The sequence below is a fragment of the Natrinema hispanicum genome (assembly GCF_004217335.1).
Taxonomy (GTDB): Archaea; Halobacteriota; Halobacteria; order Halobacteriales; family Natrialbaceae; genus Natrinema; species Natrinema hispanicum.
Map to the genome: position 1 here is coordinate 521,178 of NZ_SHMP01000003.1, position 13,065 is coordinate 534,242.

At 61.6% G+C, this 13,065-nt stretch carries 8 protein-coding genes, 1 tRNA gene and 1 rRNA gene; 2 read left to right on the forward strand and 8 right to left on the reverse strand.

Going from position 1 to position 13,065, the window contains the following annotated elements:
• Nucleotides 1-175 precede the first annotated feature (175 nt).
• Nucleotides 176-247: transfer RNA gene (locus BDK88_RS03380), tRNA-Ala, on the reverse strand.
• Nucleotides 248-386: 139 nt separating this feature from the next.
• A 16S ribosomal RNA gene (locus BDK88_RS03385) occupies nucleotides 387-1,860 on the reverse strand.
• Between the two features lie 886 nt (nucleotides 1,861-2,746).
• Here BDK88_RS03385 and BDK88_RS03390 point away from each other — a divergent pair.
• Complete coding sequence (locus BDK88_RS03390) at nucleotides 2,747-3,124, forward strand: winged helix-turn-helix domain-containing protein (protein WP_092932093.1); 378 nt, start codon at nucleotides 2,747-2,749, stop codon at nucleotides 3,122-3,124.
• Nucleotides 3,121-3,417 (forward strand): DUF7521 family protein, encoded by a 297-nt coding sequence (locus BDK88_RS03395; protein ID WP_130499161.1) that lies wholly within the window; start codon nucleotides 3,121-3,123, stop codon nucleotides 3,415-3,417. Before BDK88_RS03390 ends, BDK88_RS03395 begins: the two co-directional genes overlap by 4 nt.
• A gap of 17 nt (nucleotides 3,418-3,434) precedes the next feature.
• Here BDK88_RS03395 and lpdA read toward each other — a convergent pair whose 3' ends face one another.
• From lpdA to BDK88_RS03425, 6 genes are all read right to left on the reverse strand, one after another.
• Nucleotides 3,435-4,886 (reverse strand): dihydrolipoyl dehydrogenase, encoded by a 1,452-nt coding sequence (lpdA, locus tag BDK88_RS03400; protein WP_130499162.1) that lies wholly within the window; start codon nucleotides 4,884-4,886, stop codon nucleotides 3,435-3,437.
• Between the two features lie 120 nt (nucleotides 4,887-5,006).
• Nucleotides 5,007-7,145, reverse strand: coding sequence for a phage tail protein (locus BDK88_RS03405; RefSeq protein ID WP_130499163.1), 2,139 nt, complete (start codon nucleotides 7,143-7,145; stop codon nucleotides 5,007-5,009).
• A 3-nt stretch (nucleotides 7,146-7,148) separates the two neighbouring features.
• Entirely contained in the window at nucleotides 7,149-9,122 is a 1,974-nt protein-coding gene (locus BDK88_RS03410) for a putative baseplate assembly protein (RefSeq protein ID WP_207225248.1), read from the reverse strand.
• Nucleotides 9,123-9,188: 66 nt separating this feature from the next.
• The gene (locus BDK88_RS03415) at nucleotides 9,189-12,371 is read right to left on the reverse strand and encodes a putative baseplate assembly protein (protein ID WP_130499165.1); all 3,183 of its coding nucleotides are present in this window, start codon (nucleotides 12,369-12,371) and stop codon (nucleotides 9,189-9,191) included.
• A complete protein-coding gene (locus BDK88_RS03420) occupies nucleotides 12,368-12,766 on the reverse strand; it encodes a GPW/gp25 family protein (RefSeq protein WP_130499166.1) in 399 nt (132 codons plus the stop codon). Before BDK88_RS03420 ends, BDK88_RS03415 begins: the two co-directional genes overlap by 4 nt.
• A 3-nt stretch (nucleotides 12,767-12,769) precedes the next feature.
• Nucleotides 12,770-13,060, reverse strand: coding sequence for a PAAR domain-containing protein (locus BDK88_RS03425; protein ID WP_130499167.1), 291 nt, complete (start codon nucleotides 13,058-13,060; stop codon nucleotides 12,770-12,772).
• Between the last annotated feature and the right edge of the window lie 5 nt (nucleotides 13,061-13,065).

Consider the following 13,065-nt stretch of genomic DNA (forward strand, 5'->3'; position numbering starts at 1 on the left):
CAGTGGACGCCTGGACTACACGTACACACGGTCTCATCTGCACGCCAGTAGACAGCTGGCCTGCATTAACCCTTCCCAGCCACACTTACGCGGGCTGGTGCATCGGTTCGGTCGTACTCAATCGAAGTTCCGTCTCCCACTTAAGGGCACGGATTCGGCGATCAAGTACGAAGCATGGACCCACAGGGATTCGAACCCTGGGCATCCTCCTTGCAAAGGAGGCACTCTCCCACTGAGCTATGGGCCCACGTCCACCCCTAAGAGAGGGTGGACAGAGAGATTGTGTTAGCCTTGGTAGTTCAAAGGTGCCCGATCGGCCAAACGGCGCGATCGAACGTGCGGAATACCGCTAAGGTGGGCTGGGGCAACGCCCCAGTCCCGGTCTGTGGAGGTGATCCAGCCGCAGATTCCCCTACGGCTACCTTGTTACGACTTAAGCCCCCTTGCGGAGCCCAGATTCGACCTCGGAATCGAGGCCTCATCCGGACCCCACTCGGGTGCTTTGACGGGCGGTGTGTGCAAGGAGCAGGGACGTATTCACCGCGCCCTTCTGAGGCGCGATTACTACCGAATCCAGCTTCATGAGGACGAGTTTCAGTCCTCAATCCGAACTACGACCGAGTTTCGGAGATTAGCGTCCCCTTTCGGGGTTGCATCCCACTGTCTCGGCCATTGTAGCCCGCGTGTCGCCCAGCACATTCGGGGCATACTGACCTACCGTTGCCCGTTCCTTCCTCCAGTTTGGCACTGGCAGTCCTCCTAATGTACCCAACTACCACAAGGGTATTGCTGGCAATTAGGAGTGCGGGTCTCGCTCGTTGCCTGACTTAACAGGACGCCTCACGGTACGAGCTGACGGCGGCCATGCACCTCCTCTCAATGGCTCCAGTAAGGTCATCAACCTGACCTTCACTGCACATTGTCGATGCTGGTGAGATGTCCGGCGTTGAGTCCAATTAAACCGCAGGCTCCTCCGGTTGTAGTGCTCCCCCGCCAATTCCTTTAAGTTTCATCCTTGCGGACGTACTTCCCAGGCGGTCTGCTTCACGGCTTCCCTACGGCACACCACAGGCTCGTAGCCTGTGGCACACCTAGCAGACATCGTTTACAGCTCGGACTACCCGGGTATCTAATCCGGTTCGTGACCCGAGCTTTCGTCCCTCACCGTCGGATCCGTCTTTCCAGAGCGCTTTCGCCACCGGTGGTCCGTCCAGGATTACGGGATTTCACTCCTACCCCGGACGTACCCTCTGGATCTTCCGGTCCCAAGCCACGCAGTTTCCACCGGACGCCCGCGCGTTGAGCGCGCGGATTTCCCGATAGACTTGCGTGGCCAGCTACGGACGCTTTAGGCCCAATAAGAGCGGTCATCACTCGTGCTGCCGGTATTACCGCGGCGGCTGGCACCGGTCTTGCCCAGCACTTATTCTACCACCTCCTTACGGTGGTGAAAAGCGAGGACTATATGCCCTCGCACTTGGAGTCCCCTTATCGCACTTTCGTGCAGTGTAAAGGTTTCGCGCCTGCTGCGCCCCGTAGGGCCCGGTATCTTGTCTCAGATACCGTCTCCGGGCTCTTGCTCTCACAACCCGTACCGATTATGGGCACGGTGGGCCGTTACCCCACCGTCTACCTAATCGGCCGCAGCCACATCCTATGGCGCCGGAGCGTTTCTGACTCTCGCCACTTCCAGGCTGAGAGCCGTATTCCGGATTAGCCTCAGTTTCCCGAGGTTGTCCGGATCCATAGGGTAGTTTGGCCACGTGTTACTGAGCTATCTGCTACGAGTCTAAACTCGTGCAACTAGCATGGCTAAATCGGACTCCAATAGCAATGACCTCCGGCAGGATCAACCGGAATGAAATGCTCTTCCCCAGCAAGGCTGGGGGAGTTGGCGGTGAATGTAAATACACTCACACATGGGTCCACACGTTCGGTGACACGATCGAACGACCGATCGGGCGTCACCGAACTACCAAGGCTAACATCAGATCCCATCTATACGGCGGACCGCAGGGGTAGGATCCTCATTTCCTTCGGACGTGTTCATAAGCCATCGGGGGTACATAACCCCTTCGGACCTGAACCGTCCGAGACGAGATGACGGACCGAATTGAACGGCCCGTCGATCACGCGTTCTTCGCGTTTACACCCAACCACCCTGAGACATATAAGGGCGTCGGATCGCGTCCACGCCGGAAATCATAGCCGGCGTGGGTGTGTGCGATCACAACTGAATGCCACGTCACATATAAGGCAACCGGATCATCACGATCGGAAACCGATCGTGACACAGCCGGTATGCCCGAGCTGTGACAGTCGTCGAACTGAATCAACGACCGTCTCGAGAGTGGGGGTATAATCCTGCCTCCATGCCGGGAAACGGCCGGAGGGGACGTGGCGCGTGGGCCACGTCGTTCGCATTCATATCGAGTGCCGGGTGTATATATAAGGCCGTCGAACGAGACCGATCTCAGAATCCAGTTCCATGGCATGTCTTTCTACGAGGATAGCATGTCAGAGGCTGGTGGCCAGACAGACAGCTCATAGCTCGAGTCAGCACAGCGAAACTGTCACGCGGGCGGAGGTCGGCCGGTCATCCCGCCCTCGAAGGCATGGTCGGGCCGGATGATACCCGCGTGTGTCCTACTCGAGGGCGCACGCGCAAGAAACTGTCGTGTCGAGGGCCGATGAGTGGGGAACGCATCGATGCCGATAAACCACACGCGTTGTAAGGGAAAGACGAATGGTCCGGGACCCGTTCGCTTCGGAGTCGACACCGTCCGCAGCGGAGATCTGCGCTGCGCTGGACGATCCCGACTGCCGTGAGATCATCCAAAATCTCGAGGAGCCAATGACGGCGTCCGAGCTAACGAAGCGATGTGAGATCCCGCAGTCGACGCTGTACCGAAAGCTAGAGCTGTTGACCGAGGCGACGCTGCTCGAGGAGTCGACGGAGATTCGACAGGATGGGCATCACGCGAGCAAGTATTCGATCGCGTTCGACGAGATTTCATTCGGATTGGACGATGACCTGTCACTGTCAGTTCAGATCGATCGGCCGGCACAGACGGCGGACGAGCGGCTTGCGGACCTGTGGTCGGAGGTGCGAAAAGAAACATGAATCCGCTTCTTGCCGGACCGGTAGAGATGACACTCGCGCTCGCGCTCGTCAAGACGCTCGTTCTTATCGTCGGCAGCGTAATCACGTATTTTTCGTTCAAGGCATACCGACGGACAAGACAGCGAGCACTCGGCTATCTCACGCTCGGGTTCGGCCTCGTAACGCTCGGGTTCGTCCTTGCCGGAATGCTATATGAGTTACTCGAGGTACACCTCGTGACGGGGATCCTCCTCGAGAGTCTGCTCGTGTTGGCCGGCTTCGTGGTGATCGCGTACTCGCTGTACGTCCAGTAACGGCGAGCCGAATCCGGTTATCGGTTCAGCGTATGGATCGCGTGTCCGAGTGCGTTTTCGGCTGCTTCCATCACCGACTCCGAGAGAGTCGGATGGGCGTGGACTGTCGCGGCGACGTCCTCGAGTGTCGCCCCAAGTTCGATCGCGAGACCGAGTTCGGCGATCAGTTCCGAGGCTTCGGGGCCGACGATCGATGCACCCAGCACGTAGCCGTCCGCGTCGTCGGCAACGACTTTGACGAAGCCGTCGGCGTCGCCGGTCGTCAGCGCGCGACCGCTTGCGCGGAACGGGAACTGACCGGTGACAGTCTCGAAACCGGCCTCCTCGGCTTCGGTTTCGGTCATCCCGACAGTGGCAATTTCGGGGTCGGTAAAGACGACGGCGGGCATCGCCTGGTGGTCGATGGCCGTCGGTTCGCCGGCGATCACTTCGGCGGCGACTTGCCCTTCCATACTCCCTTTGTGTGCGAGCATCGGCTCGCCAGCGACATCGCCGACAGCAAAAATATGGTTGACGTTTGTACGTGCGCGTGAGTCAGTTTCGATGAAACCACGATCCGCTGTCTCGACGCCGGCAGCTTCGAGAGCGAGCGTGTCCGAGACTGGCTCGCGGCCGACGGCTACCAGCACGTGGTCGGTATCGAGCGTGAGCTGGTCACCGGTAGCCTGTTCGCCACCATCCGTAGAAGCGGGCTCGGCGATCACACGGATTCCGTCCGCTTCGCGGTCGCGCCACTCCGTGGCAGTGTAGCCGAATTCGAAATCGATACCGAGTTCGTTCGCCCGCTTCTTGACTGGCCGTTTGAGGTCGTCGTCGTACCCGGGAAGAATCGAATCGAGCATCTCGAGGACGGTCACGTCGGTTCCCAGTTTGGCAAAGACGCTGGCGAGTTCCATCCCGATGTAACCGGCCCCGACGACGACCAGCGAGTCGGGGACAGAGTCAACTGCGAGGGCCTGTCGCGAGTTGAGGACGGGCTCGTCGTCGAACTCGAAGTTCGGGATTTCGATGGGACGCGAGCCAGTCGCGACGATCGCGTGTTCGAACTCGAGGGTCTCCGAGCCCTGGCCCTCGCCGCTGTGGGAGACGCGGACGGTTCGATCGTCGACGAAGCGGGCGGTCCCCTCGAGCAGCGTTACCTGATTAGCTTTACAGAGTTTCTCGACGCCACTCGTGAGTTGGTCGACGACGCCGTCTTTCCACTCGATCATGCCGGCGAGGTCGATCGCGGGATCGGCGTGGATCCCCATTTCCTCGGCAGTGGCGGCCTCGTGAGCGATATCAGTGGCGGTAATCAATGCTTTCGAGGGGATACAGCCGTAGTTCAGACAGGTTCCACCGTAGGCGTCTTTCTCGACGAGCGTCACATCGAGATCGAGCTGTCCGGCACGAATCGCGGCCACGTAGCCGGCAGGGCCTGCGCCGATAACCAGTACATCTGTGCCAGTAGTAACGTCTCCAACGACCATTACGCGGTGTAACGGGCCGAAGGATAGTGTATGTGTTCCTTGTCAACATACAGAAATAGGGACAGAATCGACCGACCGTTGTCACACTACGGGCCGGAGCGGGCAATATTTCGGGCCCGCTCAGTCGACAAGGACCGTGTCCTCACCGAGCGTCGTTGCGCCGAGTGAGAACTCCCGCGTCGTCAGTCGGCTATTGAGCCCAAGAAAGGTCGCACCGTCGAGGCGAAGTCCGTCGTCGAGTTCGACGACGGCTGCGCCGACGTGGGCCGGTTTCTCCGACGCGACGATTGACTCGACCGTGGCCCGCTCGGCAGCAGTTTCGAACGGCCCACAGAACACGACGAACGACCGTGGCCCTGCAGGGAGCGGATACTGGCGACGCACCGACTCACGGTCAATACAGTCGAGCTCGGCACCGACGAGAAAGAACAGCCGGTGATCAGGGAGTGTCTCGGTGCTCGTCCCAGCACCGCCGTCAGTCGTCGCCATCGATGACGCCGGGTCGTCCACACCTGACGATGCGGCGTGGCGAAGATAGAGTTCGAGCAGCGACCGAAGGCCCGCTTTCGTGCCACGGCGTTTGTATAGTTCCGGTGCTCGAGAGAGCAGTTCTCGACGCGCGTCTTCTGGCCACCCGTCGTCGGGCTCGAGTGCGAGCCACTGTTCGAGCCACGAAAGGGCATCGCTCGGCACGGCGTGCGGGTCGAAGTAGCGGCCGATCCGCTCGATCTCCGTCTCGATATCGGCGAAGATCGATTCAAACACGGAGAGGTACTGGGCCAAGAACGCAGCCGAGCGATCGTTCTCCTGGTACAGTTCCGGGAGATAGCGGAGATACGACTGACGTGGACAAAACGCCATAACAGCATCGACGCGCGGCGATGACTGTGGACTTCCCTCGAGTTGGAGTGCGACGAACAGGTACCGACCGACGGCGTTGCGTAACAGGATATCGTCCGGAGCGACCGAATCGGCAGTCGTCCAGTCGGCGTCGGCGTGTGCTGCCAGCGTCTCAGTCGCCGCGTCTTGCCACGTCTGTACGTCCGACCGGGAGTAATCCGAGAACGTCGACGCGAGCCGGGCAGGATCACTGCTGGCGAGGTCCCACACGGACGTGATCTCCAGTTCGCACAGGTCGTCAATGGCATCGGTCGGAACGATCTCGAGGTCGTCGACCCCGCTATCGAAGGGGACTGGACGATTCGTCGCGACGTAGCGAACTCGAACCTGCGTACTCGCGGTCGCCTGGGCACGTTCAAGGGCAAGACGGTGCCACTCGGTATCGTCCGTACCGGAGTCGTATCGATGGAGCGCAGTGCCGAGGGAGCGGTCCTGTCGTGGATGGCGTGCATGCTGGCGTCGTTCACGGAGCAGCCGACCGTGCCCGTTCGGACCGGTAGCTGCGTAGATCAGCCGGTCGTTGGATGAGAACGATCGTGCGACGATCGTTCGACACGGGCGCTCGAGCCGGTGGCGCTCGTGAAACGATTTCGACTCGGGATCCCGTTCGAACAGTGCTTGATGTCCGTTCTCGAGGCGGCCAGCGACGAAGAGCGTGTCACCGACCAGCGACAGCGCGGTCGGCACGAACGGACCGGCAGCTGCGACGAACGCGTCGTTCGTGAGCGGGAACCGTTCGTCGTGGTGATCCTCTCTGCCACCGAAGGATCGAATGACCGGTCCGCTGTCGGTGCGATCGAGGACGTATCCCTGGCCGTCGGCGTCGACGGTGAAATCGGCCGGGTTGACGAGAGCCGTGCTATGCGTGCGACGGGTGATATCGGGTCCGGTATCCCGCCCGACGGTTCGGATCCGGCCGACGCCGTCGAGAAGAGAGAGGGTTTCGTTCGCATGGGCGATCCGGATCGGGTCTGTTACGTCCGTCTCAATCGTCCTGATCGGCCGCTGGAGCCGGGCTGAAAGGACGGTGACGGAGCCGTCGGCACTGTCAGCGACGAAGATCCGATCGCCGTCGACACAGAGCGCGCAGGGAGTCGCGACGGCCCCATCGGAGCGATCCAAGAGGCGGTGAGTGCAGTCCGACGTCGGATCGTGTCGAGAGAGCGATCCTGACGAGCGAAGCGTGTATAGGTTCCCGCTCGAGTCGATCGCTACGTCGACGACATCCTCCGCGATCATCGACCGGTCGATGGCAGTCGTCGTCGAGAGTTCGATACCGCCGTCACGGACATCGATATTCCGACCGACCCACTCCTGCCAGTCAGCGGTACTCGTCGTCGTCGCGTACGAAAAGTCCACGCGTTATTCACCTCCAGTGGCCGAGTCAGGCCGATTCGAAAGGGACGTCGTCACGTCTTCGACGGCGAACAGCGCGGTGTCGTCGATACGGACGGCACCATCGTCGATCGTCGCACCGCCGTGGGCAGTGATCGTGATCTCGTCGATCCGGTCGATCACGTCCAGTTCCGCAAGCAACTCGACCAGATCGGTGCGGTGTAGCGTGTGGCCAAAGGGCCACCCGTCGCCCCCATTGCCCGTCAGTGGATGGACGAACTCCTCGATTGCCGTCCGAACAGCAGCGTCGTGGCCGCTGCCAGCGTATCGAGCCCGAGCACGTCCAGTAACCTCGATTTCGAGGCCGACGTACTGAGGGCCGGTTACACACACGCGATCGCCCAGTAGTTTTCGTTCCGAGACGTACTGACGAACGGCACGGACGAATCCCTCGCTCGGTTCCGGCGCACCGATGTCGGGCGGTGCAAAGGGGACGACGACGATGGTGATCTCGTCGTCCTCGACGAGTACGTTCGTCCGACCGATCCGGAGTCCGGGCGTCTGCGCGGCAATCGAGCGGTAATCGTCGGCAGTGACTGCCCGGGATGGGACCCGGCGAGCGCGTCGAACGCGGGCGAGCGCGTCATCGACCGTCTCCCCGTCAGTGCCGCCAGTTGCCGCCGCCAGTGGTTCGACATCGATGTCAGCGCTGTCGACTGGGCCGTCGACCGAGACGGTCGGATCGGAGACGTGCCAGACAGCGGTCGCCGGGACGTTCCCCGCCACGCCGCCACCGGCGACGTAGTCGGCGACGACGGAGGCATCGGCAGGTGGAACACGGCCCCTGATTCCGTCGCCGAACGTGACGGTTCCGTCCTCCCGATCGAGGACGAAATGGTCGTCGTCGGGACCGGACGCATCGAAGTCCGGAACCTCGTGCCACCGGTGGCCGTCGACGAATACCGTCGCAGAAAGCACCGGCGACCGCTCGAAGGCGTAGGTCTGGCCGTCGAGTGCCGGCACATCGTCGAGGCGATCGACAGCCGTCAGTTCCTCGTCGGTCACCGACAGGCGGTGGCTCACCGAGACGACGTTCGGTTCGATGGCGTCGAACTGCGGCGGGATTTCGTATCCAGCCGTCTCGAGACGACACCGGAGCCACGTCCGTACCGACGAGTGGCTGTCAGTCGGTCGCTCGAGGGTGTCCGTGTCGCTCCCGGTCGCCGATCGATCGTCGGGCAGCGCTAGCGTGAGCTGGCCGCCCCGATAGAACGCGTTCGTCCCATCGGTCTCGACTGTGAGCCGACGCCACACGTCGTCGTCTTCGTGGCGGTACTCCCAGACCGGGTCGACAGAGGGGGTAAACGACGGGTCGCTTGATCCGTGTGTTGCCGGCTCGGGTAGGTCCGCGTCGTGATAGCGAACGGTCAGGGTCATCGTTCGTGTGTGAGCGAACGGGTCGGCGTCGAATCCCAGATAGAACATGTCTCCGGCAGCAGGGTCGTCGCCGAACGCGCGGTAGAACATTCCTTCAGTCCGGTTTGCATGCGTGTTATCGGTTTTCCCAGCGTCGGTTACCGTCAGCACACACTCGAGTGTCGCGGCCGTCAGCGTAACCGGGTGATCCGTTTCGAACCAGTAGCTGGCATCGGCGTCGTCGGCGTCAGTGGCCGAAAGCCGCGTCCCGGCCGGGACGTGCGCCCACGCAGTATCGGCTGGGAGTTGTAACCGGAGCCGCGTTGACGCTGGTGTCGGCGGCCGTCGGCGCTCATCGAGCAACGAGAGATATTTCTCGCGGTGATCGTCCGTGACTCTGTCGAGTTGGTAGATGTACGTTTCCGTCAGCCAGGCCAATACCTCGAGGATCGCGATACCGGGGTCGTGCGGGTTGAGGTCGGTCCACTCCTCGGCGTAGGCCGGAATCAGATTCGTCGCCTCGGTCAGAATCTCCTCGTAGGTTCTGTCGTCGAGTTCCGGGACGTCAATTCCCACGGTGCTCACCTCCGGAAACGTGAGGATCGGGAGAGCGATTCAGTCCCCGTGTCCACGCTCGGCGACTCGGTTGGATCATGAATGCTCCCCTCCCGTCATCGAGACGATCACCTCGTGAGTGCCGCTACAGACGAGCGCGTCCGGTGGAAGCGATGCCACCGCCTCACGCCCGGACCGCGACGTGACGTCGCCATCGACCTCGACCGTCACGCCGAGGTCATTCACAGCATCGACATGTTTGGTGTCAGTAACGACATCGATAAGCGCATCCACAGACGGCTTCGCGCCGAAGGACCATCCCTCGCCACCGTTTCCGTCGAGCGGATGCAAGAACTCGTCGAGTCGCCGTTCGACAGCCGTTTTGAGGAGCGAGATGCTCGTGGTATCTGCCATAGACAGGGTGACTGAGACCGACACTTCGGCGTATGTCGGGCCGCGGACGACGATCCGGGACGCATCGGATTCGACAAGCGACACGGGTGCGCGTTCGCGTACCGTCTCACGAACCCGTTGCTCGAGTTCCATCGAAGGCATCGGTTTCTCTCGTCGTGTTTGTGGAACGATCAGCAGGACAATATCGCCGTCGTCGGTGGCACCACACGGGTTGCAGGCGACTTTCGCTAGTTCTCGAAACGCCGCAGTGGCTACCTGTTCGTAGTCCGACGGAGTGACCGCCCGGCCCCGGTGTTTGAGCTGGGTGGTGGTGCGGGACACGAGCGCGTCTCTGGGTTCGGTGTCGGCACCACCGTCGGCTGGCTTCGGGTTCGAGACGTCCTCAACCAGCGAGATCGAACTCGTGAGCTCAGTGATCGTGTCGGCCGCAACGTTCCCGTCTCGGCCACCGCCAGTCGTATATGTTGCAGTAATATTCTTCTGTCCGGACGGTGGGATCCGTCCCCTGTTCCCGTCCCCGAAGCTGACGGTCCCATCGATCTTGTCGACGACGTAGTGTCGATCCGTCGGCGCTGAATCGAGCATGTCCGAGACCTGTTGCCATCGAACCCACCACTCCGTCACGTCACCGCTTGCGTCAGTGACGCGCCGAACGTCTTCGGGACGCTCGGCGAGGAGGTCACGCCGCTCGCTGGTTGACAGCGTCTCGAACTCGTCGACCCACACGTCGATGTCGATGACTGGCGCGTGGGCACACGCAAACGACTGGTCGTGTGATCCGTCGCTCGAGCCGAGGACCTCGTCTTCGATCGTTCGGGTGTTGAAAGCCCACTGTGTGTTCGGATACAGCCCCTCGAGGGTTGGTGGAGCCGTCGCCCGATGACGCAGCCGATCGGTCTCACCAGTCGATCGTACCGACTGTGCGTCGGCGTCTAAAGACCGATCGAATTCGTCTTGTGTGACGCGGACCCGGATCCAGTGGCGCTGCCGGCCGAATAACTCGAACGCGGTCGTCGGTTCGGGAAACGTCAGCCTGACCATGCCGCGTTCGGTCAAGCCACCAGTCCGGTCTTGCACCGTGAGTTTCGACCAGTCGCGTTCGTCGGGGTCTACACAGTACTCCCAGCGCATGCCGGGATCGAACGAACGCGGATACGTGCTGTCCTCGATCGGGACAAAGATGGAGAGCGGTCCATCACGAAGCGTCTCATCGAAACCAAGGTACAGCGTCTGCGTCTCATCGGGCAGTTGCACAAACGGCGTCAGTGGACCGTCGCGTTCCGGGGACACGCTGCGTATAGACGCGTTGTTCTTCATTCGGATCGTCTCGAACGATTGTCGGTCACAGTCGTAGTGGATCGACACACCGCCAAAGCGTGGCGAGTCGGGCGAGTTACCGAGCGATCCGTGTGCGCCAGCATCGGTGATATCGAAGGACGGCTGGCCGTAGTTCCCACGGACCAGCCGAGCGCGGATCCAGACGTTTTCGTGGCCGGATACCGCCGTCGGCTCGATGTCTGTGGGGACCGAAAAGCGAACACGACCGGCCGTTCGCAAATCGTTCGTCTCATCTGTGAGGACGGGCAGGCGACTCCAGCCGCTGCCGGTCCAGTATTCCCAGGAGAGTTCCGGCGGCCCATCGAGTACCCCGACGCCCTGAGTCGGCGATACGTCCCCGTCATGCTCGTTGGCACCGACGGTGACCTCCTCGGTGGCGTCGGGATCGGCCACGGTATCGATCCCATCCGCATCGGGATTGGCAGGCGGCTCGAACTGCACTTCGACGATGCCGTCTCGTTTGGTAAACGCTTCCTCGGACGCGACGTAGAACGTCGAAGGCGGGTGTGGCAATCGTCCGAGTGGGCGAACGTCACCCTCGTCCGTCGAAAGCGGTACGTCGTTCGACAGCAAGCGGTCAGGAGCGAGCCCATCCTCACGCGTGTCGCGACCGACGCTGGCCGAGATCGATTGGAGACGCATCGAGAACGGCTCGGAAAGGGATCCGCCACCGGCGATTCGGCAGCGAAGCCAGCGGCTCTCGACGCCGTCGATGGTGTGGCGAACCGTCTCCCCGGGGAGCCGAAATCGCAGTTCGACTTGATCGTCGTCCACCCGTGATGACGACCCCGACTGCAGTCGCTTCTGGAGCGTGTCGAGTCCGGGTTCGTCATCGCCCGACGTGTGGCAACTCCATGGCTCGAGTGGCTGCCACCCGACTGTCCCGTCGTCGGCTTCGCCGTAGTACTCCCAGACGAGTTCGGTCTCGAGGACAGACCTGTCGACGGTCGTCTCCGCCGTTATCGTGAGTGGAGAGCCGGCCTCGAGCGTGAGGAGGTCGTCGTGAGCCAGATACAGGACGTGTTCCTGTACGTTCTCGCCGGAGAACAGTTCGACGGGGTCATCGCCAGTTCGGAGTTCGCTGTGGTCGACGATCCGATCCGCGGACGGATCGACCGCAATCACGTCCGTCAGCGACGCGCCGGTCGCCTCGAACCCGCCATCCTGTGGGAGTTCGAAGAGTTGTGTCGGTCCATCACTCGGTTCCGCAGCTGCTTGCGTCCCACCAGGGATCGCGACGTTTCGATCGATGTCAGTCGACACCTCGAACGTCACTGGGAGCCGCGCGGCCTGTGGCGGCCGTCTGTCGAACCCGAGTGCGTCGAGGAACGCGAGCCGGTGTTTTGCAGGCACGTCGTTTAACCGCCGGATCACGTCCTCGCCGAGTTGGGAGAAGATTCGCAACAGAACCGTCGCGTTGTCGTCCGTCGACGGATCCCACGACTCGGTGTACTGTGCTGCGAGCTCCCGTAGCTCGGTATACAACGCTTCTCGGTCCCTGTCGTCGACGACCGGTCGTTGGCTCATCCATCACCCTCCGTGATGTAGAACGGATACACCATATTCGAGAGACTATTGGTCGTTCGTACCCGGTACTCGATCTCGATGTGAACCACGGTCGGCTTTTCATCGGCCAGTCGTGCGTCGATGTCTTCGATGTCGATTCTGGGCTCCCACTGGACGAGCGCTTCACGAACACTGCTTTCGATGAGATTCAACGTTGCTGGCGTCACGGCCGAAAACACGTGGTCGTGAATTGCACAGCCGAATTCGGGTCGCATCACCCGCTCACCTTTGGCGGTTCCGAGAATAATACGGATCGCGTCCCGGATATCGTCCTCGGCGTCGGCAGTCCGGACCGAGCCTCGAGGGTCCGTCTCCACTGGAAACGCCCAGCCCGTTCCAAGAAATGCATCCGACATGGATCAGCCGATCAGAACTGTTTGACACCCGCTCGCGATCGTATTCGGCGGGCCGCTTTCGACGATGGTATCACCCATTCGCGCGGCGGGCATCCCGTTGATCAACACGCTCGTACTCCCCTTCGAGACGGTGCCGCCCACGTGGGGAACGGTCCCCGTGACGAGCGGACACGTGTGGACGTCCACCAGCGCCCGCCATGCGGGTTGCTTCCCGATCACGACGTTCGGACTGGCAGTCCCAGTAAGTGGTGTCCCGTGTGCCGTCTGATCGCCGAGCCTTGCTGCAGGTTTCATACTCG